Raw genomic sequence first — 23265 nt, 5'->3', positions numbered from 1 at the left:
AACGCAGCGGGCGTCAGCTTTCCTGCGGCGCCGCGCGCATCAGCTCGACCAGTTCGCGCGCCGCCTTGTCCAGCGGGCGGTTCTTCAGCCAGATCAAATGCATCGGCAAGCGCAGCTCGTTCTTGGTGTTTTTGAATTTCAGCCGCACCAGCCTCCCCTGCGCCAGCAGCGGCTCGGCCAGCGACAGCGGGAAGTTGCCCCAGCCCAGGCCCGCCTCCACCATGTTCAGCGCCATCGGCAGGCTGTCGGTGCGCCAATACGCCTCCGCCACCTGCGGGCGCAGATCGCCGATCGGCAGATCGCGGCTGGCCACCATGATCTGCCGCACGTTGACCAGATCCTCGAGAAACAGCTCGCCCGCCGCGCCGTCCAGCGCCGGGTGCTGCGGCGACAGCATCGCCACCAGCGACTCCGCGCCGACGAAGTGGAACTGTTCTGCGCTGTTGATGTTCAGCCCGCCAAACGCCAGACAAACGCCGACGCGCTCCTGATGCAGCATATGCAGCACGTCGTCCTGCGGCGCGCTGAGCACTTCGATATTCAGCAGCGGATAACGCTGCGACAGCGTTTTCACCGCCGCCAGCAGGCCGGCGCCGTTGATATCCGACGCCACGCCGATCGAGAGCCGGCTCTCCAGCCCCTGAGACAGTTCGATGGCGTGCACCTGCAGTTGCTTGAGCTGCCCGGCGATCAGGCGGGCGTGCGGCGCCAGAGCCAGCGCCAGCGCGGTCGGCGTCGGTTCGCGGTGAGAACGGTCGAACAAGGCAAAACCGAGCTCCGCCTCCATGTTGGCGATAGCCATGCTGACGGCGGACGGCACGCGCCGCAGCGCGCGGGCGGCCGCGGAAAACGAGCCGCGATCGAGCACCGCCAAAAACAGTTCGATATTGTCGCTGGAGAAATTCATTATTTAACTTGTCAATAAAACTGACAGCTCCTGACTTTTTCTATCAATGTGATTGACGTTATCTTAGCCGCCGTCGCCACAGAGGCAACTAAAAACAGATCGGGAGAAAACGATGCAAGGCGTCAAACGCAAACTGGTGTATGTCACCGCTTATGAAATCATCGGCATGGCGATCTCGGCGCTGGGGCTAGCGCTGCTGTCAGGCCATGCGCCAAGCAGCACCGGGCCGCTGGCGGTGGTGATCACCACCATTGCGGTCAGCTGGAACTTTATTTACAACTATTTATTCGAGTGGTGGGAAAGCCGCCAGGCGTCGCGCACCCGCACGCTCAAACGCCGCATTTTGCACGCCGTCGGCTTTCAGCTGACGCTGGTGGTGTATCTGATCCCGCTGATCGCCTGGTGGATGGGCATCACGCTGTGGCAGGCGCTGCTGCTGGATATGGCGTTGATCGTCATCATTCCTTGCTACACCTTCCTGTTTAACTGGGCGTTCGACAAGCTGTTCGGCCTGCCCGCATCGGCCCTGCCGGCCGGTGAATCGGCCTAAGACTCGCTACGCACCCACCGACCCGCTGCTGATCCCATTTTCTGCGCGGGTCGCCATTTCCTTCCCCCTTAATTCTCACCGCGAAATATAAGAACAACACCCTGTAATTTGCACGGTAATTATTATTTTGTGATTTTAATCACTTTTTATTCTTCGATATTTCCGTCTTGATAAAACATCACATCTTTTTGAATAATATATCCTTTTATATTTGGATTAAAAAATAAACACAATTGTTCACGTTTTATGCGCAGTATTTTTTGCCACCATTACGGAGAAAAGGTAGCATGCTTCGCCGTTATTTTAATGATGGCTGTATACACAATAAACAGCGGAATGATGCCACGACCTCATTCTCATGACGATTGGTCATAGCAATCGTTTGCTCTCGTTAAGAGCAGGGTTAACATAGACAGGTAAACAGGACGGATAATGCACTCACAAAAAAAGTCGGCGGATGACAAACACGCCGCCAGAAGACGCTGGCTAGACTCTCATGAATCCGGTTATCACAAAAGCATGGGCAACCGGCAAATCCAAATGATCGCCATCGGCGGCTCCATCGGTACCGGCTTGTTCCTCGGTACCGGCGGCCGTCTCGAGTTGGCCGGGCCGGCGCTGGCGCTGGTCTACCTGGTGTGCGGGATCTTCTCTTTCTTCATCCTGCGCGCGCTGGGCGAACTGGTGCTACATCGCCCTTCCAGCGGCAGCTTCGTTTCTTACGCCCGCGAATTCCTCGGTGAGAAAGCCTCTTACGTCGCCGGCTGGATGTATTTCCTCAACTGGGCGATGACCGGCATCGTCGACATCACTGCCGTGGCGCTGTACATGCACTACTGGGGCACCTTCGCCGACGTGCCGCAGTGGCTGTTTGCCCTCGGCGCGCTCGGCATCGTCGCCACCATGAACATGATCGGCGTGAAGTGGTTCGCCGAAATGGAGTTCTGGTTCGCGCTGATCAAGGTCGTCGCCATCGCGCTGTTCCTGATTGTCGGCGTCGTCTTCCTCGGCACCGGCACCCCGGTCGCCGGCCACACCACCGGCATGCACCTGATCACCGAAAACGGCGGCATGTTCCCGCACGGCCTGCTGCCGGCGCTGGTGCTGGTGCAAGGGGTGATCTTCGCCTTCGCCGGCATCGAGCTTATCGGCACCGCCGCCGGCGAGTGTAAAGATCCGGCTAAAATGATGCCCAAAGCGATCAACAGCGTGATCTGGCGCATCGGTCTGTTCTACGTCGGCTCCGTGGTGCTGCTGGTGCTGCTGCTGCCGTGGAACGCCTATCAGGCCGGCCAAAGCCCGTTTGTCACCTTCTTCAGCAAGCTGGGCGTGCCTTACATCGGCACCATCATGAACATCGTGGTGTTGACCGCCGCGCTGTCCAGCCTCAACTCCGGCCTCTATTCCACCGGCCGCATCCTGCGTTCGCTGGCGATGGGCGGCTCCGCGCCGAAGCTGATGGCTAAAATGAGCAGCCAGCAGGTGCCTTACGCCGGCATCCTGGTTACCTGCGGCATCTACGTGATCGGCGTGGTGCTCAACTACCTGGTGCCGTCGCGGGTATTCGAGATCGTGCTGAACATCGCCTCACTGGGCATCATCGCCTCCTGGGCGTTTATCATCGTTTGCCAGATGCGCCTGCGCAAAGCCGTGCGCGAAGGCCGTGCGCAGCCGGTATCGTTCAGAATGCCGGGCGCGCCGTTCACCTCCTGGCTGACGCTGGCGTTCCTGCTGATCGTGGTGGTGATGATGGCGTTCGACTACCCGAACGGCACCTGGACCATCGCCACCATTCCGGTGCTGGCGGTGCTGCTGACGCTGGGCTGGTTCGGCCTGCGCAAGCGCGCGCAGGAAGTGAAGCTGGAGCAGCAGGCTCACGAAGAGCAGAACCCGCGCTGAATCGACAAACCGCCCTCCGGGGCGGTTTTTTTATCCGCTATAACCGGCCGTAAAAGGTCATTCTGGCGCTTTCCGACAGCATGACATCCGGCTGCGCATTGTAGGCCAGCACCACCAGCATGCGCGTGGTGTCGCCTTCGGTCGGCGTCACCCGGTGCATGGCGTTGCGCCCGCGAAACAGCACCAGATCCCCCTCCTCGATCGCCAACTGTTTGACCGCCCGCTCGCCGTCCAGCACCTGCGTGACCCCGGCATAGTTCATCTCGCCGCGATCGGCGTCGCGCAGGTTCTCAACGTATTCGAAACGGCCGCCCGCCTGCGGTTTCTGGATCAGCAGCGTGATGGCAAACGAGGAGTTGTCAAAATGCCAGCCCAGCTCCTGACCGGCGTGGGCGTAATGCAGGTTGATCGACGACAGCCGATCGGCGTAGGGATACAGCTGCGCCTCATCCAACACCGCGCAGAGAAACTCGCGAAACGCCGGGGCGTCATACAACGCGCGCAGCGGCGACTGCAGCGGAATATCCTCGTCGGTAATGCAGCCCTTGGACGACGACACCAGCCGGTTGCGCGCGTGATCGGCCGGCAGCGCGTCGTCCTGCGGGCGCAGATACACGTTGTGTTGGCTGGTGGCATAAAACGCCGCATGGTGCTGTTCGGCGCCCTCCAACCTTACCGTTGCCAGCGCGGCAGCGCGCAGAAATCCCGGCAGCACCAGCGCACCGGCGCGCGCCAGCGTTTGCTGGCAACGGGCGCGGAACGCGGCGTCGTCGATGGGATGGGCGGACAGATCGATAATATCGGCAAGTGACGGCATGACATTCCCCTCGTGTGCGAAAGCCGGATGCCTCTCACTGTAGCGAATGCCGCATTGCCGCCATAACAAAAATACGTTATGGATAAGCTAACGAATTCTTAGCGATAAGCCCTTCTCATGCACTCACCGTCCCGTGCGCGCTTGCCCAAGCTGAGCGCCATTCTGGCGTTCGAAACCGCCGCTCGCACCGGCAGCCTGGCTCGCGCGGCGGATGCGCTGGCGCTGACCGCCGCCGCCGTCAGCCAGCAGATCCGCCAGCTCGAACAACATCTGGGCATCACGCTGTTCATTCGCGCCAAAAGCGGCGTCACGCTGACCGAGCAGGGCGCGGACTACCTGGCCTACGTGCAGGAGGCGTTTGAAACGCTGCGCGTGGCGCAGCAGCACGTGGAACGCCAGCGCGGCAAGCAGACGCTGACGGTGTTCACCCTGCCGGCATTGGCCTCCAAATGGCTGAACCCGGCGCTGGGCGACTGGCTGGCGCAGTACCCCGACGGCGATCTGCGGCTGCACGCGACCCATGCGGCGGTCGATTTCGCCCATTCGGCGGCGGATTTCGCCCTGTGCTTCGGCGATCAGGATTACCCGCTGCTGGAAAAGGCGCGGCTGTTTCAGGATCGGGTGCAGCCGGTATGCAGCCCGGCGCTGCGCGATCGCGGCGACTGGACGCAGCTGCCGCTGATCCACGTCGACTGGGGCAAGGAGAGCCAGTTTTTGCCGGGCTGGCACGAGTGGTTCACCGCCGCCGATCGGTCGCCGCCGCCGCGGCGCGGGCTGACCTATAACCTGACCTCGCTGGCCATCGACGCCGCCGTGCAAGGGCACGGGGTGCTGCTCGGCCAGCGGCGGCTGATCGCCCGTGAACTGGCTGAGGGCCAACTGGTCACGCTGGCCGAACCGGCGCTGCCGCTCAGCAAACCCTACTACGTGGTTTACCCGCCGCGCACGCTGGAAAAACCCGGCGCAGCGGCGTTTCTCCGTTGGTTGCAGGCGCTGGCTCAGCGCGCGGTATAACCGCCGTCGATGCTGTAAAACGCGCCGGTGGTGAAACTGCTGTCGTCCGAAAGCAGGAAAGCCACCGTTTTCGCCACCTCTTCCCGCGTCGCCATCCTCCCCATCGGGTGCGAAGCGGCCATCTGCGCCCGCGCCGACGCCGGCAGTTCCCCCATCGCCGGCGTATCCACATAGCCCGGCCCGACGGCATTGACGCGCACGCCGCGCGTGGCGAATTCCAGCGCCGCCGAGCGCGTCAGGCCCAGCACGCCATGCTTGGCGGCGGTATAAGGTGCGATCCCGGCAATGCCCACCACGCCGTTGGCGGAAGAGAGGTTCACCACCGCCCCGCCGCCGCCGGCAACGATCGCCGGCAGGCCATACTTCATACCGAAAAACGTGCCGCTCAGGCAAGTGGCGATCACCTCATGCCACTCGTCGACCGCGTACCGATCGATATCCACCTCGTGCGGGCCGGTGATCCCGGCGTTGTTGACCAGCAGATGCAGCGCGCCGCAGCGCCGCACGGTCTCTTCAATACCCTGCTGTACCGACTGCGCATCGCGCACGTCCATCCGCAACGTCATCACCCGCCGGCCGTCGGGATCGAGCCGCGCGGCGGCGGCGGTGAGAGGCGCTGCGTGGCGGCCGGTCATCACCACCGTGGCTCCGCGCCGAAACAGCTCGGCGGCGATCGCTTCGCCAATGCCGGTGGACGCGCCGGTCACCAGCGCCACCCGATGTTTGAAATCTTGCATAGCCGTTCTCCTGCAACGTTGAACTCAGGGGAACAGGCTAGCGCCGGCAAGTGACAGTTTGCGGCAGCAGTGATGCCCAACACGGCGAGAAATAAAAGGAGTAATGCTTATCAATATTTTATCTATACGATGGAAGTAAATTGTATAACCATTTTATTTTCATCATTAAATGTATAAGGCGCACCCACTCTGACGCCAAAACTCATTATAACTTTTTATATATTAGTTAGATTAAACCCCTATTTTCCCCGCTGTCACAAAACTGTCATAGATAAATGCATCTTAACTTTTCGGAGCATTTATCATGGCAAAGACTCGCATTATCGCTACCATCGGCCCCGCCTCTCGCCACATCAACACGTTGGCAGCGCTGGAAAAAGCCGGCATGTCCGTCGCCCGGTTGAACGGTTCGCACAACACGCTCGACTGGCATGCGGAAACCATCGCTCTGCTGCGTAAAACGTTGCCGGATACGCCGGTGCTGTTGGACATTCCCGGTAGAAAAATCCGCACATTGCAACTGAAACACGAACCCTCATTCACTAAAGGGCAAACGCTGATCCTCACGACCGATACCTCGCATAACGGGGAGGAAAAAGTCCCGGTGGGGTACGGCCGGTTGCATGAACGGCTGACGGTGGGCGATAAGGTTTTCGCCGATGATGGCACCCTCTCGTTCCAGGTCGTTAACATCGTCGATCGGGACATCCACCTGCAGGCCGACATGGACGGCCAACTGAAAAGCCGCAAAGGCATCAATGTGCCTGGCATCGATCTCGGGCAGGCGCTGATAACGGAGAAAGATCGCGACATGATCGCCTTCGCCAAAGCACATCAAGTGGACTACATCGGCATAAGCTTCGTCGAAAGCGCGGCACACATCAACGCGATCAGAACGCTGATCGGAGGCGATACGCCCCGCATCGTGGCGAAAGTGGAAAACAGCGGCGGCATAGAGCATCTGGAGGAAGTCATCGCCGCCGCCGACGTTATCATGATCGATCGCGGCGATCTGGCGGTAGAAACCTCGATCGACCGCGTTTCTCTCTACCAAAAACAGATCCTCCTAGCCGCCTCCCATGCGGGCAAACCCACCATTGTAGCGACGGAATTGCTGCACAGCATGATAGAGAACCCGCTGCCAACCAAAGCGGAGGTCAGCGACATCACCAACGCGGTGCTGGATGGCGCCGCGGCGGTGATGCTCTCCGGTGAAACCGCCGTAGGCCGCTATCCTCTGGAGGCCGTTGCCCGTATCGCCAGCGTAGCCCATCAGGCGGAACAGCATTTAGCGCATGCGCCCCACTCATCCCCTCCTGCGCAGGTTGACGATATTCGACAGGCTGTCGGCGCCCTTATCCGCGCCTTGCCGATCTCCCGGGTGGTGGTGTTTTCTCGCACAGGTTACAGCGTGCGCATCGCCGCCATGGCCAACATCGGCATCCCGATCGTCGCATTCGGCAACGATGCGGCGACGGTGCGCAGCTGGAATATGCTGCCAGGCATCACCGGCCTGACATTGCCTCGGATCGATCTGACACAGCCGGAAACCGAACGTTTGGCTCTGAATGTCCTGTCAGACAATGGATTGATAAATCGGCACGATGTTTTGCTGCTGGTCAGCGCCCAGCAAGACAATCAGCATATCAGCGGGAATATCTTGCGCACGCTCAGCGCCGATGCCTACCTGCACTCTGACGCGGCGCGGGAACCTCACCGGAAAGAAGAGGTGGCCTGATGGATAATCATGCGTTGTTCTATCTGGTGATTGCACTATTTGCCGTGATCCAATCGGTTTTCGGCATGGGCATCTTGGTGTTCGGTACACCGACGCTATTAATGCTGGGCGTTGATTTCTCCTCCGTACTTGGGCTGCTGCTGCCGTCGTCGGTGCTGATCTCTCTGACGCAGACGCTTGGCACCCGCCGCATTGCTTTTCCCGCTCGCGAAAAGGTCAATATGCTTATTTGCGCCATTTTCGTCATTCTGGCGCTGAGCCTGGTCTTGCATTCGACGGTGAAAGTGAATGTCGATCTGCTGGTGGGCGCCATCCTGCTGTTTTCCGCCTTGATGCGCTTTCGTCTGTCACTGCAAGAAACATTGAAACGTTATCTCGGCAAACATCAGCGCGCTTATGTCGCAGTCATGGGTCTGATACATGGCGTCACCAACATGGGTGGCGCCTTGCTGGCACTCTACGCTGCCGCCAGCCATCGCGAGAAACTGGAGATAAGAACCACCGTCTCCCGTTACTACCTGATGTTCGGTTTAATTCAATTGGCCACGCTGGCCAGCATTAAATGGCAAGCCCTGAGCCTCGACGGTTTCACCGCGGCACCGCTGGCTCTACTGGTGTATCTGGTCGTCGGCAATCTGCTGTTCAAGAGAGCCAGCGCTCCCGTTTATGAAAAAATGGTGACCGGCTTTATTGCCTTCTATGGCGTGGTCGTTCTCACTAAAGGCTATTTATAGGCTCCCCATGACGACGACTCTCTTTTCTCTGATCCCGGTGATATTTTTAATCGCCATGGGATTCACACTACGGCACAAGAACCTGATCGATCGGGCTTTCTGGCTGCCCTGCGAAAAGCTGAATTACTTTTATCTCTTCCCGGCGCTGATGTTTATCCAGGTCGGCAAAGCCGACCTCAGCCAGTTTCCGGTGCGGCCGATTGCCCTGTCTGTACTGGGCGCTGTCCTGATTGGCGCCTTGTCGTTGTACCTCTGGCGAATCTGGCTAAAACAGCCCGGGCCGGTTTTTTCTTCGGTCATACAGGGCGCTCTGCGCCCCAATACCTACATCGGGGTTGCCGCAGCGGCGGCGACTTTCGGCCACACCGGCCTGACGGTGACCTCCATCAGCATCGCCGTCGCCATCCCGCTGTTGAACGTGGCCTCGATTGTCATACTGATGCATTACGGCCAGGGTACCCGCCCCGGCGGCAAACAGATCGCCAAAGCGCTGGGGAAAAACCCAGTGATCCTTTCGGTCTTGGCCGGTCTGGCCTTCAACGCCAGCGGCTGGTCGCTTGGCGCGGCGCTGGAGAACATTCTCACCATTCTCGGCGGCGCCTCTCTGCCATTGGGGTTGCTGGCGGTCGGCGCAGGGCTGGATATACAGGCGGCGCGTACGGCGCAGGGCCCCGTCCTACAATCGACCTTCGTCAAGTTACTGCTGGTACCGCTGTTGACGCTGGGAATCGGCATCACCCTGGGCATCTCCGGCCCGGTGCTGGCGACTATCGTCCTGTTTAACGCCTTACCCTGTACACCTTCCGCCTACATCATGGCGAGACTGCTGGGCGGCGATCATCGCTTGTCGGCCGGTATCATCACGATCCAAACGTTGCTGGCGGCGGTCACCATTCCTGTTATTTTGCTGCTGACCCAGTTTTCAGCTCATCCAGCTTAAGATGGGCCTCATACTTCCGCCACAACGCGTCGAACCAGCCGTCGTCTCCATGACGATCGTTGATGCGCTCGACCGCTTCCGCACACTGTCGGCGGGCCAAGGCCAACAGGCCGGCCTCGCCCGCCGATAAAACAGCCAATAAGCGCGCCATTTCCACCAGATAGTGACGGGCAAAGGAGACATCGTAATCGGTAATGTTCTTGCTGTTGTCAATCAAGTCGCACAGTTTGATGGTCTGCGCTTCCGCACAGGCCTGCGCGCTGTGCCGCAGATTGGCATTTTTACGGTGCAGACGCTCACCGCCGTAGCTGCGAGGCTGCACGTCGGTCAACATTTCCACATAACGCTCGACCGTCGGACCGAATTCTCGCCGGATATCCGCCAGGGTCACCGCCGTATCTTCTACCGTATCATGCAGCCAGGCAGCGGCGACCATTTCTGGCGTCGGCTTAGCCCGCTGCAGCAAATCCACCACCGCTGCAGGATGCACGATATACGGCTCCCCTGTGAACTTGCGTCGCTGATTGCAGGCATGATGAGCGTCATTGGCAAATCGCTGCGCTTTCAAGGTTAAATCCATACTTTCTCCTTATCCATATCGATTCAGTGTAACGGCAGCCATGCTGACATCTGAGTCGATTTGGTTATGAGTTATGCCGACAGCGCAGCACGTAATGCGCTCACAAACGCCGCAAAGCCCGCTATTTTATGCCTACTTTTTCTCATGCGAGACACCCTGTGGATACCCAACGCTACCTGCAGCATATCGGCTTTGCCGGCGCCGCCCGCCCTGATCTCCCCACGTTGCAACAGCTGCACCATCGCCACATGCTGAGCGTACCGTTCGAGAACCTGAGCATTATTTATCATCAGGGCATTCAGTTGACGCCCGAAGCGCTGTTCAGCAAGGTGGTGGAGCGTAACCGCGGCGGTTTCTGTTATGAGCTGAACACGCTGTTCGCCCTGCTGCTGCGGGAGATCGGTTTCAAGGTGAGCTTCATCTCCGGCGAGATCCGCGCGCGCGACGGCCATTTCGGCCCGCCCTACGACCATCTGGCGCTGCGGGTGGATCTGGCGGAGCAGGCCTGGCTGGTGGACGTCGGTTTCGGCGATTCCTTCCTGACGCCGCTGAAGATCGTCGCCGCCGAGCCGCAACCGCAGGCCAGCGGCACCTTCCACCTGGAGCGGGAAGGCGAGTATTACCTGCTGGAGCGCCGCAACGGCGACCAACGCTCGCATGCCAAAACGCTGTATCGCTTTACCGTTCAGCCGCGCGAGTTGCACGAGTTCGACGAGATGTGCCGGTTCCACAGCACCTCGTCGCAGTCGCATTTCACCCAACGCCTGGTGTGTTCACGGCCGACGGAACACGGCCGGGTGACCCTCAGCGACATGAAGCTGATCGTGACCGAAGATCACCAGCGCCACGAAACGACGCTGCATTCGGAAGAGGAACGCCGCGCCGCGCTGTGGCAGCATTTCGCCATCGATTTGGATCGTTGACGGCGCCGGCGGCGTAATACTGGTCAGTTAGCGTTTTTCTGAACGTATTTGTGCAGTTTTCGGTCGATAAAGATGAAATGCGCCATGAGGCTCCCACACCTCGACCGAGCCAGGGGCCGAAGGCGCGGCCTCTCCAATTGCCGTTCATTGTAGTAACAGAGAAATTCTGGGCATTTACGGCAATTCATCCTGCACGCCACGTACAGAGACTGGATAAAAAAATGCCAGTCAGGCTTAAGTGACCAGCATTACGCACAACGGTATCCTTTTATTACGATTCTGTTACATCGATTGCATAACCGCGCTTGGCTGATTGCCAGCACCGCGGCGGCAGGCATCATAGGGTCATGATTCGGCAACAGAGTGCGAAAATGATCCGTGTGATACTGGTGGATGACCATGTGGTGGTGCGCTCCGGCTTTGCGCAATTGCTCAGCCTCGAAGACGATCTCAACGTGGTGGGGCAATACAGCAGCGCGGCGGCAGCCTGGCCGGCATTGCTGCGCGACGACGTCAGCGTCGCGGTGATGGACATCGCCATGCCGGATGAAAACGGCCTGAGCCTGTTGAAACGCCTGCGGGCGCAGAAGCCGCAGTTCCGCGCGATCATCCTCAGTATCTATGACTCCCCGACCTTCGTGCAGAGCGCGCTGGATGCCGGCGCCAGCGGCTATCTGACCAAACGCTGCGGGCCGGAAGAACTGGTGCAGGCGGTGCGCTCCGTCGATATGGGCGGCCATTACCTGTGCGCCGACGCGCTGCGGGCGCTGCGCGGCGGCGAGCAGCCGGCCACGGCGCTGGAAGCGTTGACCCCGCGCGAGCGCGAGATCTTCGATCTGCTGGTCAAAGGCGACAGCGTAAAGGAGATCGCGTTCAAGCTCGATCTCAGCCATAAAACGGTGCACGTGCATCGCGCCAACGTCCTGGGCAAGCTGCAGTGCAACAGCACCATCGAGCTGGTGCATTTCGCCCTCGACCATCAGCTGCTGGCGGGGCATTGATGTCACCTCGCTTCCGGCCCTGGGTTATCTCGCTGTTTATCCTGTTGGCCTGGGGCAGCGGCTGGCTGATGCTGTGGACGCTCGGTTTCTATCTGACCCACAACGGCAATCAGGCGGCGCTGTTTCTGCCTCACGGCGTCTATCTCGCGCTGCTGATCCTGCTGGCGCGCCGCTATTGGCCCGCCCTGATGATACCGCCGGTGCTGCTGCTGTTCTGGCTGCACGGCGAACGCCTGCTGAGCGGCTACAGCCTGCTGGCCGCGCCGTTCATCACCCTGCTCCCGGCCGCGCTCGCGCAGCGGTTCTGGCGCCGTTTTCCGCTCTACTGGCAGCGGCTGACGCTGCTGCTGGCCGCCGTGACCGCCGCCTCGTTGCTCAATACCGCCCTGCTTGCGCCTTTCGCGCACAGCCCGGCGATGCTGCTCGGCCTGGCGTCGTTTACCGGCGGCGTCTTGCTGACCCCGTTCGTCTACCTGATCTTTGAATTTCTGCGCCAGCAGCACCGTTACCACCTGCTGGGGCTGGACACCACCAACCCGCCGCTGCGCGCCTCCTTAATCATCTGGTGCAGCCTGTTTTTCGTTATCGGCATCGGCACCCAGATGGTGCTGTCGCCGGAAATCGAACGCCTGCTGCTGATCGTGGTGTTTCTGCCGAACGTGGTGATGGCGTGGAAGTTCGGTTGGCAGGGCGGCGTGCTGTCCGGCCTGCTCGGCAGCATGATGATCACCCTCGCCCGGCAGGTCGGCGTGGGGTTCGGCAATCTGGTCGAGCTGGAAATCTTTCTGGCGACGCAGGCGCTGCTCGGCATCGGTTTGGGCATCGCCATCAGCCGCCAGCAACACCTGGCGCAAAACCTGCACCATTATCGCCGACGGCTGGAAGAAGAGCTGGCGGCGCGGCGGGCGCTGACCGAAAAACTGATCCACACCGAAGAAGACACGCGGAAAAACCTGGCGCGCGAGTTGCACGATGAAATCGGCCAGAACATCACCGCGATTCAAATTCAGTCGCAGCTGGTCAAGCGGGCGCGCGATCCGGCGCAAACCCAGGCCGCCGCGAACCAGATAGCCGATCTCGCCCGGCGCATTCATCACTCCACGCGCCAGCTGCTGCGCCAGCTTCGCCCGCCCGCACTGGACGAGCTGGCGTTCAAAGACGCGCTTCACCACCTGCTGAATGAATTCGCCTTCAGCGAACGAGGCATCCGTTGCCGTTTCGACTATCGACTCATCGACACGCCCGCCGGCGAGACGGTGCGCTTCACCCTCTACCGGCTGCTGCAAGAGCTGCTCAACAACGTGTGCAAACACGCCGAAGCCAGCGAAGTCGCCATCGTCTTGCATCAACAGGGTGAGCTTTTGCACCTCGAGGTGCGGGACAACGGCATCGGCATCCGTGCGGACAAGGTGCCCGGCTTCGGCATTCAGGGGATGCGCGAACGGGTCAGCGCGCTCGGCGGCGAACTGACGCTGGAAACGCAGCGCGGCACCCGAGTAATTGTTAACCTGCCCACAAATTTGCAACAAACCGCCGACTAACTAGGAAAAAGTCTTAGCCACTCCGGACTTTCTCTCATCCCCTTTCCCTTTCACCTTCTTATAGTCAGCACCAGGGAGGCGGCTATGCAAGCACGCTCGGCATCTGAAATCGATCATCGTTACCGCGCGCTGCGCCCGCGACTGCTGCTGTATATGGTCATCGGGTACGCCGCCTTTTACCTGACGCGCAAAAGCGTGAATTACGTGCTGCCGGCGCTGCAAACGGATTTGGGGCTGGATAAAGGGGACATCGGCCTGCTCGGCTCGCTGTTTTATCTGAGCTACGGCCTGTCGAAATTCGCCGCCGGGTTGTGGCACGACGGCCATGGGCAGCGCGGGTTTATGGGGATCGGCCTGTTCGCCACCGGAGTGCTGAACGTGGCGTTCGCCTTCGGCGAATCGCTGACGCTGCTGCTGGCGGTCTGGGCGCTGAACGGCTTCTTTCAGGGCTGGGGCTGGCCGCCCTGCGCGCGGCTGCTGACCCACTGGTATTCGCGCAACGAGCGCGGCTTCTGGTGGGGCTGCTGGAATATGTCGATCAACCTCGGCGGCGCGATCGTGCCGCTGATCAGCGCCTTCGCCGCCCAGCGCTGGGGCTGGCAGGCGGCGATGTTGATCCCGGGGGCCGTCAGCATGGTGCTGGGCCTCTGGCTGACGCGGCGGCTGACAGGCACGCCGCAGGAAGAAGGCCTGCCGTCGGTCGGCCGGTGGCGCCACGATCCGCTGGAGCTGCGCCAGGAACAGCAAAGCCCGCCGATGGGGCTGTGGCGGATGTTGCGCACCACGATGCTGAAGAACCCGATGATCTGGCTGCTGGGCGTCTCTTACGTGCTGGTCTACCTGATCCGCATTGCGTTGAACGATTGGGGCAACCTGTGGCTGACGGAAAGTCACGGCGTCAACCTGCTCAGCGCCAACGCGACGGTGATGCTGTTCGAGATAGGCGGCCTGCTCGGCGCGCTGTTCGCCGGCTGGGGCTCGGATATGCTGTTCGGCGGGCAGCGCGCACCGATGATTTTGCTGTTCACGCTTGGGCTGATGGTGTCCGTCGCCGCGCTGTGGCTGGCGCCGGTGCATCACTACGCGCTGCTGGCGGGCTGTTTCTTTGCGGTGGGCTTCTTTGTCTTCGGCCCACAGATGCTGATTGGCCTCGCCGCCGTGGAATGCGGGCACAAAGGCGCCGCGGGCTCCATCACCGGCTTTCTCGGCCTGTTCGCCTATCTGGGGGCGGCGCTGGCGGGCTGGCCGCTGTCGCGGGTCATCGAAGGCTATGGCTGGTCAGGCATGTTCAGTTTGCTGTCGATCGCCGCCGTTCTTATGGGTTTATTGCTGATGCCGCTGCTGATGGCGAGCGTTACCACCTCTACCGAGAGAAGGATAAAACAATGAAAAAAACGTGGGTCACTACCCTGATAGCGTCCGGCATCGCGCTGGCGACGCTGAGCGGCGCCGCGCACGCCAAGGGCCGCCTGGTGGTTTACTGCAGCGCCACCAATGAAATGTGCGAAGCGGAAACCAAAGCCTTCGGCGAGAAATATGACGTGAAAACCTCGTTCATCCGCAACGGTTCCGGCAGCACGCTGGCAAAAGTGGACGCCGAGAAAAAGAACCCGCAGGCAGACGTCTGGTATGGCGGCACGCTCGATCCGCAATCCCAGGCCGGTGAAATGGGGCTGCTGCAGCCGTACAAATCGCCGAACCTCGAACAGGTGATGACGCAATTCCGCGATCCGGCCAAGCTGAAAGGCAACTACTCCTCGGCGGTCTACGTCGGCATTCTCGGCTTTGGCGTCAATACCCAGCGCCTGAAAGAGAAAAACCTGCCGGTGCCCAAGTGCTGGAAAGACCTGACCAAGCCGGAATACAAGGGCGAGATTCAAATCGCCGATCCGCAAAGTTCCGGCACCGCCTACACCGCGCTGGCGACCTTCGCCCAGCTGTGGGGAGACGATCAGGCGTTCGATTACCTCAAGCAGCTGAACGCCAACGTTTCGCAGTACACCAAGTCCGGCATTGCCCCGGCGCGCAACGCCGCCCGCGGTGAAACGGCGATCGGCATCGGTTTCCTGCATGACTACTCGCTCGAAAAGGAACAGGGCGCGCCGCTTGAGCTGATCTCGCCGTGTGAAGGCACCGGCTACGAAATCGGCGGCGTCAGCATCCTCAAAGGCGCGCGCAACCTCGACAACGCCAAGCTGTTCGTGGATTGGGTGTTGTCGAAAGAGGCGCAGGAGCTGGCGTGGAAGAAAGGCAAGTCCTATCAGATCCTGACCAATACCACCGCCGACACCTCGCCGAACTCGCTGAAGCTCGACGACCTGAAGCTGATCAACTACGACATGGACAAGTACGGCTCGACCGAGGTCCGCAAGGCGCTGATCAACAAATGGGTCAGCGAAGTCAAGATGGGTAAATAAGCCCACATTCTGCGCCTGTTGCCGGGTAAGCCTCACGCCTTACCCGGCCTGAACATCCGGGAAACTTATGTCACATACACATGCACTCCATCTCGTGAAAAAACGAGATGCGATATTCCTTTGGGTTTTGCTTGGCTGGCTGGCGTTCGCCCTGCTGCCGAGCTGGAGCCTGGATTACGGCCTGCTGGAGTCCACCGGCGATGAAATCCTCGCGGCCTACGGCTGGTCACACCGCAATATCAGCTGGCTTTGGTGCCTGTTGCCGAGTCTGCTGCTGCTTCGCCCCTACGCCGCGGCAGGCGGTGAACGGCGGCGGCGGCACGCGTTCGACGCCGGCTGGGCGCTGCTGTGCATGGCCTTTATCGTCGTCAGCGCCACGGTGGCGGGACGCGGCTTAGGCTACGCCACCCTGGTGCAATTGACCGCGCTGGGCGCCATCATGACGCTGGCGCTGACCCGCCTCGAATGGCTGGGCGGCGACCGTTTCGTTATCGGCGCGCTGGTCACCATCGTGGCGCTGATCGGCGTCTTCATCGTCTGGCCGAGCATCGCGATTTTCATTCCGATGTTTACCGACCAGACGGGCGCGTTCGCGCCGCTGGCCTTTATGAACGTGCTGTCGCAGGCGCATATCGTTCAGGTGATCCTCAACTCCATCGCCCTGTCGATCGCGGTCGGCGCCGGCTGCACCTTCTTCGGCCTGGTGCTGGCGATTTACACCACCCGCATCGCCAAACGCAGCGCCATTATCGGCCGCATCTTCTCCATCCTGCCCATCGTCACGCCGCCGTTCGTCGTCGGCCTGGGCGTCACGCTGATGATGGGGCGCTCCGGCTACGTCACCGAGTGGATGGTGACCTGGTTCGGCCTGACCAACACCAACTGGCTGTATGGTTTTACCGGCATCTGGCTGGCGCAGGTGCTGGCGTTCACGCCGATGGCGTTCATGATCCTCGACGGCGCGATCAAGACCATTCATCCTTCGCTGGAAGAGGCCTCCTACACCCTGCGCGCCAGCCGTTGGCAAACCTTTAACGGCGTGTTCGTGCCGCTGCTGAAACCGGCGCTGGCCAACGCGTTTCTGATCGTGGTGGTGCAATCGCTGGCCGACTTCAGCAACCCGCTGGTGCTCGGCGGCAACTTCGACGTGCTGGCGACGCAAATCTATTTCTACATCACCGGCTCGCAGCTCGACTATCAGGCCGCCAGCACCCTCGGCGCCTTCCTGCTGCTGTTCTCGCTGCTGGTGTTCTGCATCCAGTACCTGTGGATCGGCAAGCGTTCCTACGTCACCGTGTCCGGCAAATCCTACCGCGGCGACGTGCAGCCGCTGCCGGTCACGCTGGTGTGGAGCGTGATCGCGCTGCTGGCGGTGTGGGTAGCCTTTAACGCCTTGCTCTACGGCAGCATTTTCTACGGCAGCTTCACCGTCAACTGGGGGGTGGATTACACGCTGACGCTGGATAACTTCATCAAGCTGTTCGGCCAGGGCATGAGCGACGGCGCGTGGCCTTCGCTGCTCGACACGCTGCTGTACGCCGGGATCGCCGCGCCGATCACCGCCGCGTTCGGTCTGCTGATCGCCTGGATCGTGGTGCGCCAGCAGTTCAAGGGCAAAAAGACCATCGAGTTCACCACCATGCTGTGCTTTGCGGTGCCGGGCACCGTGGCGGGCGTCTCTTACATTCTCGCCTTCAACAGCGCGCCGGTGTACCTCACCGGGACGGCCGCCATCGTGATTATCTCGATGGTGATGCGCAACGTGCCGGTGGGCATTCGCGCCGGGATCGCCGGGCTGGGCCAGATAGACAAATCGCTGGACGAAGCCTCGCTCAGCCTGCGCGCCGGCTCGCTGCGCACCATCACGCACATTCTGCTGCCGCTGCTGCGCCCGGCGATCCTGTCGGCGCTGATCTACAGCTTCGTGCGCGCCATCACCACCGTCAGCGCCATCGTCTTCCTGGTCACTCCCGATACCCGCGTGGCCACCGCCTACATCCTCAACCGCGTGGAAGACGGCGAATACGGCGTGGCGATCGCCTACGGTTCAATTCTGATCGTGGTGATGCTGGCGATTATTTTCCTCTTTGACTGGCTGATCGGTGAGGCACGCATCTCCCGTTCAAAAGCCAAAAACCAGGCGTAATGGAGCCCATGATGAGCCAGAAAAATTTCGTTGAACTGCGTAATGTCTCCAAACGGTTCGGCAGCAACACGGTAATCGATAACATCACGCTCACCATCCCACGGGGGCAAATGGTGACGCTGCTCGGCCCTTCCGGCTGCGGCAAGACCACCATTTTGCGCCTGGTCGCCGGGCTGGAGAAACCGAGCGACGGGCAGATATTCATTGATGGTGAAGACGTCACCCATCGTTCTATCCAGCAGCGTGATATCTGCATGGTATTCCAGTCTTATGCCCTGTTCCCGCACATGTCGCTGGGGGAGAACGTCGGCTATGGCCTGAAGATGCTCGGCATTCCGCGCGCCGAAGTGAAAGCGCGCGTGCAGGAAGCGCTGGCGATGGTGGATCTGGCGGGGTTCGACGATCGCTATGTCGATCAGATCTCCGGCGGCCAACAGCAGCGCGTGGCGCTGGCGCGCGCGCTGATCCTCAAGCCGAAAGTGCTGCTGTTCGACGAGCCGTTGAGCAATCTCGACGCCAACCTGCGCCGCAGCATGCGCGAAAAGATCCGCGAGCTGCAAAAGCAGTTTGATATCACGTCGCTGTACGTCACCCACGATCAGAGCGAGGCCTTTGCGGTCTCAGACACCGTGCTGGTGATGAACAAAGGGCATATCATGCAGATGGGTTCGCCGCAGGATCTCTATCGGCAGCCCGCTTCGCGCTTTATGGCGAGCTTTATGGGGGACGCCAACCTGTTCCCGGCCAGTTTCAGCGCGGAACATGTCGATATCAGCGGCTATCGCCTGCCGCGCCCCGCGCACTTTGCCGCCCAGGGCGCCGGCATGGTGGGCGTGCGCCCGGAGGCGATCACGCTGAGCGAGCATGGCGATGAAAGCCAGCGCTGCGTGATCGAACATGTCGCCTACATGGGGCCGCAGTATGAGGTGACGGTGGCATGGCACGGACAGCAGATTTTGCTGCAGGTTAACGCCACCCGCCTGCAGCCGAACGTCGGCGAGCAGTATTATCTGGAAATTCATCCCTACGGCATGTTTATGCTGGCGGATGCGGCATAATAAGCATCACTCTTAAGCGTTAGAATAACGGCCATCCCGAACGGGATGGCCGAAAATAATCGCCAAAAACACCGTATTTATCTATTTTTACAATTCCACCCAAGTCCTTGTTCAGCCGAAAAATAAACATAACCACACCCACTAAAAAATAACCGCCCAGTTCACTCAGGGTGATATTTTTATTTAAATAGGGTAAGCTTAATCCCGCAATCGAAATTATTTAACGGCCAACTCAAGGAGAAATTCATGAGCAACAATGCAAACGCACAGGCGCAGCTGGATAATTTACGCAACGTCGCTTCCCAGCTGAAGGAAATGCGCCACTATGCGCAGGCGAATACCGAGACGCTCTCCGCACACTGGCTGGCCTTCGATCAGGGGGAATGCAAAAATAAGGCATTCGCCGAAGCCATTAACGACCTGTTGAATAAACAGGGCGCCTGTCTGGAAGGACTGGAAAAAACCATTCAGGATATCGAGATAGAATTGAACCGTCTCGACAAAGCCGCCTGATAATACCATTTTAAATAAACCCGCCGCGCGCGGGTTTATTTTTAGCTGCGGCAGATGACGCGCGCAATATCCCCAGACGTCGTCAGCGCGCGTATTTCGCTGAACAGTTCGGTGGCTTCATCATATTCTTTACGCAAATAACCCAGCCACTGTTTGATGCGCGCCACGTGATACAGGCCGGTGTCGCCCTGCTTTTCCAGATGGACATATTTTTGCAGCAGCTCAACCACCTGCGGCCAGGGCATGCGCGGCTCGTTATACTTCACCACCCGGCTCAGGTTCGGCACGTTGAGCGCGCCGCGCCCCAGCATGACGGCGTCGCAGCCGGTCGCCTGCAGGCAATCCTGCGCGCTCTGGTGATCCCAGATCTCGCCGTTGGCGATCACCGGGATGCTCAGCCGCTGACGGATCTCGCCGATCGCCGCCCAATTGATGCGATCCGCCTTGTAGCCGTCCTCTTTGGTGCGGCCATGCACCGTCAGCTCGCTGGCGCCGGCCTGCTGCACCGCATCGGCGATTTCAAAGCTGCGGCTGGAGGAATCCCAGCCCAGACGCACCTTCACCGTGACCGGCAGATGGGCCGGCACCGCCGCGCGCATCGCCTTGGCGCCCTGGTAGATCAATTCCGGATCTTTGAGCAGCGTCGCCCCGCCGCCGCTGCCGTTCACCAGCTTGGACGGGCAGCCGCAGTTGAGATCGACGCCGTAAGAGCCCAGCTCCACCGCACGCGCGGCGTTCTCCGCCAGCCATTGCGGGTACTGCCCCAGCAGCTGTACCCGCACCAGCGTGCCCGATGGCGTGCGGCTGGCGTGACGCAGCTCCGGGCACAGCCGGTAGAACGACTTGGCCGGCAGCAGTTGATCGACCACGCGCAAAAATTCGGTGATGCACAGGTCGTAGTCGTTCACTTCGGTGAGCAACTCACGCACCAAAGAGTCGAGAACGCCCTCCATCGGAGCCAATAATACGCGCATGACCAATCCCAGCTAAAAAAAGACCCGCAATGATACGGGTGAATGCCCGCGCCAGACAAGCCTCTGCGGGCATTAAAAATGCCGTCAGCCCAGCCGGCGGATCGGTTGGCCAGCGAGGAACGCCGCAATGTCCTCGACCGCCTCGGTGAAGTAGGCGCGGTAGTTGTCGTCCGCCACATAACCCACATGCGGCGTCGCCAGCACGTTGGGCAGTTGGCGAAACACATCGTCGGCCGGCAGCGGCTCCGTCTCGAACACATCCAGCCCGGCGCCGGCGATCTTCCGCTGTTGCAGCACGTCCACCAACGCCGCCCGATCGACGATGCCCGCGCGCGAGGTGTTGATCAGGTAAGCGGTGGGCTTCATTACCGCCAATTCATCACGCCCCACCAACCCGCGGCTGCGGTCGCTCAGCACCAGGTGAATGGAGACAAAATCGCTCTGCTCAAACAGCGCCCGTTTGGATGACGCCAGCTCAGCGCCCTCCTGCGCCGCCCGTTCCGCCGTCAGGTTCTGGCTCCAGGCCAGCACCCGCATGCCGAACGCCTGCGCCACCCGGGCCATCTGGCCGCCGATCTTGCCTAACCCCAGCAGCCCCAGCGTTTTCCCCTGCAGCGTGACGCCTAAGCCCAGCTGCCACGGACCGTTGTTTTGCAGCCCGACGCTTTCCGGTACGATATGCTTCGCCAGCCCGAGCAGCAGCGCCCAGGTCAACTCCATCGGCGCCGCCGACCCGCTGCGGGTGCCGCACACGACTACGCCACGCTCGGCGGCGGCGGCCAAATCGATAGCGGCGTTGCGCATGCCGGAGGTGATCAGCAGCTTCAGCTTCGGCAGCCGCGCCAGCAGCGAGGCGGTCATCGGCGTGCGCTCGCGCATGATGACCAAAATGTCGCACTCCTGCAGATGCACCGCCAGTTCCGCTTCATCGGTAAAGTGCGCGCTGATGGCGGACACCTCCACCCGATCGGCCAGCGCCGACCAGTCCGCCATCTTGAGCGCCACCTGCTGGTAATCATCGAGAATTGCGCACTTCAATTTCATCTCCGTCTCCTGGAATTTAGGGGTAGCCACCGTCCAGCCTAGTACGAAAATGGCGTTCCGCCAGGCAAAAAAAAGCCGCCCGTATCGGCGGCTTACTCTTTGAGCAATCGGGCTTATTCAGCCGGTTTGCGATTGCGCGGGCGGCGCGAGGCCGGCGCGCCGGAACGGCGCTGGCCGTCACCCTGCGGGCGAGCGTTGCCGTTACCGTTGCCACGGTTTTCACGCTGGCCGCCGTTGGCGTTACCGCTGCGCTGACCGCCGCCGTTACCGGAACGCTGGCCGCCGCCGTTGCCGCGCGGCGCGCCGCGTCCGCCGCCCTGGCGGCCGTTGATGATCGGCTCGGCCTTGATGGTCGGATCCGGCTCGTAGCCCGGCAGCGCAATGCGCGGAATTTCACGCTTCAGCAGACGCTCGATGTCGCGCAGCAGCTTGTGTTCATCCACGCACACCAGCGAGATGGCTTCGCCGGTACGCTCCGCACGGCCGGTGCGGCCGATGCGGTGCACGTAGTCTTCCGGCACGTTAGGCAGCTCGTAGTTCACCACGTGCGGCAACTGGTCGATATCCAGACCGCGCGCCGCAATGTCGGTCGCCACCAGCACGCGGATGCGGCCGTCTTTAAAATCGGCCAGCGCACGGGTACGAGCGCCCTGGCTCTTGTTGCCGTGGATCGCCGCGGCGGTGATGCCGTCTTTGTTCAGCTGTTCCGCCAGGTGGTTGGCGCCGTGCTTGGTGCGGGTAAAGACCAGCACCTGTTTCCAGTCGCCTTCGCCGATCATCTGCGACAGCAGTTCCCGCTTACGCTTCTTGTCGACGAAGTGCACGCTCTGCTCAATCTGCTCGGACGCGGTATTGCGGCGCGCCACTTCCACCGAGGCCGGGTTATGCAGCAGTTTGTTGGCCAGCGCCTTGATGTCGTCGGAGAAGGTTGCGGAGAACAGCAGGTTCTGGCGCTTGGCCGGCAGCTTGGCCAGCACGCGGCGGATGTCGTGGATAAAGCCCATGTCCAGCATGCGGTCCGCTTCGTCCAACACCAGAATTTCGATTTTGGACAGGTCAACCGCGTTCTGATGTTCCAGATCCAGCAGACGGCCCGGCGTCGCCACCAGGATATCGACGCCGCCGCGCAGCTTCATCATCTGCGGGTTGATGCTCACGCCGCCAAACACCACCAGCGAACGCAGGCGCAGGTGTTTGCTGTAGGCTTCGACGTTTTCGCCGATCTGCGCCGCCAGCTCACGGGTTGGCGTCAGGATCAGCGCGCGCACCGGGCGACGGCCTTTGACCGGATGGTCATGCTTGCTCAGCAGCTGCAACAGCGGCAGGGTAAAACCGGCGGTTTTACCGGTGCCGGTCTGGGCGCTGGCCATCAGGTCACGACCTTCCAGCACGACAGGGATAGCCTGACGCTGGATTGGCGTCGGTTCGCGATAGCCCTGTTCTTCAACAGCGCGCACAATTTCAGCACTTAAGCCGAGGGTTTCAAATGACATAAAGAGAAAAACTCCAGATCCCCCCTAACCTAACGGTGTTCGGTGCAGTTTCCTGGGAGGATGATCAGACGGGGCATTAAGCATGACCACGAGGGATTGGCACAAACTGCAGTGCACCAGGCGCCGATTGTAACAGAAGTCGCGCAATAAAAAGCACTTTTACGCACCTAGAGCACAATCTGCCGTAAATTCAGCATTGTCTGAAGCCGATCATATAACTCATTGTGGTTAGCGGTTGC

21 protein-coding genes are annotated in these 23265 nt (G+C 60.6%); 14 read left to right on the top strand and 7 right to left on the bottom strand.

Features of this window, described 5'->3' with window-relative positions; genetic code table 11:
- Window positions 1-13: 13 nt before the first annotated feature.
- On the bottom strand, window positions 14-907 hold the full coding sequence (locus ACJ8PL_RS02315; RefSeq protein ID WP_016928653.1) for a LysR family transcriptional regulator: 894 nt from the start codon (window positions 905-907) through the stop codon (window positions 14-16).
- Window positions 908-1019: 112 nt separating this feature from the next.
- On the opposite strand from ACJ8PL_RS02315, the gene ACJ8PL_RS02310 reads away from it, so the two are divergent.
- Window positions 1020-1457, top strand: a complete 438-nt coding sequence (locus tag ACJ8PL_RS02310; protein WP_016928654.1) for a PACE efflux transporter — start codon at window positions 1020-1022, stop codon at window positions 1455-1457.
- Between the two features lie 432 nt (window positions 1458-1889).
- The gene (gene ansP, locus ACJ8PL_RS02305) at window positions 1890-3356 is read left to right on the top strand and encodes an L-asparagine permease (protein WP_028127655.1); all 1467 of its coding nucleotides are present in this window, start codon (window positions 1890-1892) and stop codon (window positions 3354-3356) included.
- Window positions 3357-3393: 37 nt separating this feature from the next.
- Here the strand turns inward: ansP and ACJ8PL_RS02300 are convergent, their stop codons facing one another.
- Window positions 3394-4173 (bottom strand): HalD/BesD family halogenase, encoded by a 780-nt coding sequence (locus ACJ8PL_RS02300; protein ID WP_049299458.1) that lies wholly within the window; start codon window positions 4171-4173, stop codon window positions 3394-3396.
- Window positions 4174-4290: 117 nt separating this feature from the next.
- On the opposite strand from ACJ8PL_RS02300, the gene ACJ8PL_RS02295 reads away from it, so the two are divergent.
- Window positions 4291-5187, top strand: coding sequence for a LysR substrate-binding domain-containing protein (locus tag ACJ8PL_RS02295; RefSeq protein ID WP_397609431.1), 897 nt, complete (start codon window positions 4291-4293; stop codon window positions 5185-5187).
- On the opposite strand, the gene ACJ8PL_RS02290 is transcribed toward ACJ8PL_RS02295, so the two are convergent.
- A complete protein-coding gene (locus ACJ8PL_RS02290; protein WP_110146769.1) occupies window positions 5172-5924 on the bottom strand; it encodes an SDR family NAD(P)-dependent oxidoreductase in 753 nt (250 codons plus the stop codon). The two genes, ACJ8PL_RS02295 and ACJ8PL_RS02290, sit on opposite strands and share 16 nt — an antisense overlap.
- Window positions 5925-6228: 304 nt before the next feature.
- Here ACJ8PL_RS02290 and pyk point away from each other — a divergent pair, with 304 nt between their 5' ends.
- Genes pyk through ACJ8PL_RS02275 form a run of 3 tightly spaced genes read left to right on the top strand, consistent with a single transcriptional unit; the run spans window position 6229 to window position 9336 of the window.
- A complete protein-coding gene (pyk, locus tag ACJ8PL_RS02285) occupies window positions 6229-7662 on the top strand; it encodes a pyruvate kinase (protein WP_079449544.1) in 1434 nt (477 codons plus the stop codon).
- Window positions 7662-8396 (top strand): TSUP family transporter, encoded by a 735-nt coding sequence (locus ACJ8PL_RS02280; protein WP_240293934.1) that lies wholly within the window; start codon window positions 7662-7664, stop codon window positions 8394-8396. Before pyk ends, ACJ8PL_RS02280 begins: the two co-directional genes overlap by 1 nt.
- A 7-nt stretch (window positions 8397-8403) precedes the next feature.
- Entirely contained in the window at window positions 8404-9336 is a 933-nt protein-coding gene (locus ACJ8PL_RS02275) for an AEC family transporter (RefSeq protein WP_240293933.1), read from the top strand.
- On the opposite strand, the gene ACJ8PL_RS02270 is transcribed toward ACJ8PL_RS02275, so the two are convergent.
- The gene (locus tag ACJ8PL_RS02270) at window positions 9296-9916 is read right to left on the bottom strand and encodes an HD domain-containing protein (protein ID WP_016928662.1); all 621 of its coding nucleotides are present in this window, start codon (window positions 9914-9916) and stop codon (window positions 9296-9298) included. The genes ACJ8PL_RS02275 and ACJ8PL_RS02270 overlap by 41 nt on opposite strands.
- 158 nt (window positions 9917-10074) lie before the next feature.
- Between ACJ8PL_RS02270 and ACJ8PL_RS02265 the strand changes: the two genes are divergently transcribed.
- The 8 genes from ACJ8PL_RS02265 (at window position 10075) to ACJ8PL_RS02230 (ending at window position 19515) form a co-directional block, all read left to right on the top strand.
- On the top strand, window positions 10075-10839 hold the full coding sequence (locus ACJ8PL_RS02265; RefSeq protein ID WP_240293932.1) for an arylamine N-acetyltransferase family protein: 765 nt from the start codon (window positions 10075-10077) through the stop codon (window positions 10837-10839).
- A gap of 371 nt (window positions 10840-11210) precedes the next feature.
- Complete coding sequence (locus ACJ8PL_RS02260) at window positions 11211-11840, top strand: response regulator transcription factor (RefSeq protein ID WP_049299527.1); 630 nt, start codon at window positions 11211-11213, stop codon at window positions 11838-11840.
- Complete coding sequence (locus tag ACJ8PL_RS02255; protein ID WP_016928665.1) at window positions 11840-13381, top strand: MASE1 domain-containing sensor histidine kinase; 1542 nt, start codon at window positions 11840-11842, stop codon at window positions 13379-13381. The genes ACJ8PL_RS02260 and ACJ8PL_RS02255 overlap by 1 nt, the downstream gene beginning before the upstream one ends.
- 60 nt (window positions 13382-13441) lie before the next feature.
- Window positions 13442-14770, top strand: coding sequence for an MFS transporter family glucose-6-phosphate receptor UhpC (gene uhpC / locus ACJ8PL_RS02250; RefSeq protein ID WP_265182660.1), 1329 nt, complete (start codon window positions 13442-13444; stop codon window positions 14768-14770).
- Window positions 14767-15798 carry an ABC transporter substrate-binding protein gene (locus ACJ8PL_RS02245; protein WP_016928667.1) on the top strand — a complete coding sequence of 344 codons (1032 nt, stop codon included), beginning with the start codon at window positions 14767-14769 and terminating at the stop codon, window positions 15796-15798. Before uhpC ends, ACJ8PL_RS02245 begins: the two co-directional genes overlap by 4 nt.
- Before the next feature lie 67 nt (window positions 15799-15865).
- Window positions 15866-17944 carry an ABC transporter permease gene (locus tag ACJ8PL_RS02240; RefSeq protein ID WP_079450924.1) on the top strand — a complete coding sequence of 693 codons (2079 nt, stop codon included), beginning with the start codon at window positions 15866-15868 and terminating at the stop codon, window positions 17942-17944.
- An 11-nt stretch (window positions 17945-17955) separates the two neighbouring features.
- Window positions 17956-19002, top strand: a complete 1047-nt coding sequence (fbpC, locus tag ACJ8PL_RS02235; RefSeq protein WP_079450923.1) for a ferric ABC transporter ATP-binding protein — start codon at window positions 17956-17958, stop codon at window positions 19000-19002.
- A 246-nt stretch (window positions 19003-19248) separates the two neighbouring features.
- Window positions 19249-19515 (top strand): hypothetical protein, encoded by a 267-nt coding sequence (locus ACJ8PL_RS02230; RefSeq protein WP_004939738.1) that lies wholly within the window; start codon window positions 19249-19251, stop codon window positions 19513-19515.
- A gap of 41 nt (window positions 19516-19556) precedes the next feature.
- On the opposite strand, the gene dusC is transcribed toward ACJ8PL_RS02230, so the two are convergent.
- The 3 genes from dusC to rhlE all read right to left on the bottom strand — a co-directional run bounded on the left by dusC (window position 19557) and on the right by rhlE (window position 23026).
- Entirely contained in the window at window positions 19557-20489 is a 933-nt protein-coding gene (dusC, locus tag ACJ8PL_RS02225; RefSeq protein ID WP_028127658.1) for a tRNA dihydrouridine(16) synthase DusC, read from the bottom strand.
- Between the two features lie 84 nt (window positions 20490-20573).
- Complete coding sequence (locus ACJ8PL_RS02220) at window positions 20574-21533, bottom strand: D-2-hydroxyacid dehydrogenase family protein (protein ID WP_079449547.1); 960 nt, start codon at window positions 21531-21533, stop codon at window positions 20574-20576.
- A gap of 113 nt (window positions 21534-21646) precedes the next feature.
- Window positions 21647-23026, bottom strand: coding sequence for an ATP-dependent RNA helicase RhlE (gene rhlE, locus ACJ8PL_RS02215; RefSeq protein WP_016928672.1), 1380 nt, complete (start codon window positions 23024-23026; stop codon window positions 21647-21649).
- Window positions 23027-23265: the final 239 nt, after the last annotated feature.

Source organism: Serratia sp. CY83965 (genome assembly GCF_052166375.1).
GTDB lineage: Bacteria > Pseudomonadota > Gammaproteobacteria > Enterobacterales > Enterobacteriaceae > Serratia > Serratia marcescens.
Note: the sequence above shows the minus strand (reverse complement) of the source record. Positions and strands in the feature narration are given on the sequence as shown.

Coding starts and splice junctions, on each gene's coding strand:
- ACJ8PL_RS02295 (WP_397609431.1), top strand. CDS start 4,291: ATGCACTCACCGTCCCGTGCGCGCTTGCCCAAGCTGAGCGCCATTCTG.
- ACJ8PL_RS02230 (WP_004939738.1), top strand. CDS start 19,249: ATGAGCAACAATGCAAACGCACAGGCGCAGCTGGATAATTTACGCAAC.
- pyk (WP_079449544.1), top strand. CDS start 6,229: ATGGCAAAGACTCGCATTATCGCTACCATCGGCCCCGCCTCTCGCCAC.
- ACJ8PL_RS02255 (WP_016928665.1), top strand. CDS start 11,840: ATGTCACCTCGCTTCCGGCCCTGGGTTATCTCGCTGTTTATCCTGTTG.
- rhlE (WP_016928672.1), bottom strand. CDS start 23,026: ATGTCATTTGAAACCCTCGGCTTAAGTGCTGAAATTGTGCGCGCTGTT.
- ACJ8PL_RS02315 (WP_016928653.1), bottom strand. CDS start 907: ATGAATTTCTCCAGCGACAATATCGAACTGTTTTTGGCGGTGCTCGAT.
- ACJ8PL_RS02245 (WP_016928667.1), top strand. CDS start 14,767: ATGAAAAAAACGTGGGTCACTACCCTGATAGCGTCCGGCATCGCGCTG.
- ansP (WP_028127655.1), top strand. CDS start 1,890: ATGCACTCACAAAAAAAGTCGGCGGATGACAAACACGCCGCCAGAAGA.
- ACJ8PL_RS02270 (WP_016928662.1), bottom strand. CDS start 9,916: ATGGATTTAACCTTGAAAGCGCAGCGATTTGCCAATGACGCTCATCAT.
- fbpC (WP_079450923.1), top strand. CDS start 17,956: ATGAGCCAGAAAAATTTCGTTGAACTGCGTAATGTCTCCAAACGGTTC.
- ACJ8PL_RS02310 (WP_016928654.1), top strand. CDS start 1,020: ATGCAAGGCGTCAAACGCAAACTGGTGTATGTCACCGCTTATGAAATC.
- ACJ8PL_RS02260 (WP_049299527.1), top strand. CDS start 11,211: ATGATCCGTGTGATACTGGTGGATGACCATGTGGTGGTGCGCTCCGGC.
- ACJ8PL_RS02280 (WP_240293934.1), top strand. CDS start 7,662: ATGGATAATCATGCGTTGTTCTATCTGGTGATTGCACTATTTGCCGTG.
- ACJ8PL_RS02275 (WP_240293933.1), top strand. CDS start 8,404: ATGACGACGACTCTCTTTTCTCTGATCCCGGTGATATTTTTAATCGCC.
- dusC (WP_028127658.1), bottom strand. CDS start 20,489: ATGCGCGTATTATTGGCTCCGATGGAGGGCGTTCTCGACTCTTTGGTG.
- ACJ8PL_RS02240 (WP_079450924.1), top strand. CDS start 15,866: ATGTCACATACACATGCACTCCATCTCGTGAAAAAACGAGATGCGATA.
- ACJ8PL_RS02300 (WP_049299458.1), bottom strand. CDS start 4,173: ATGCCGTCACTTGCCGATATTATCGATCTGTCCGCCCATCCCATCGAC.
- ACJ8PL_RS02220 (WP_079449547.1), bottom strand. CDS start 21,533: ATGAAATTGAAGTGCGCAATTCTCGATGATTACCAGCAGGTGGCGCTC.
- ACJ8PL_RS02290 (WP_110146769.1), bottom strand. CDS start 5,924: ATGCAAGATTTCAAACATCGGGTGGCGCTGGTGACCGGCGCGTCCACC.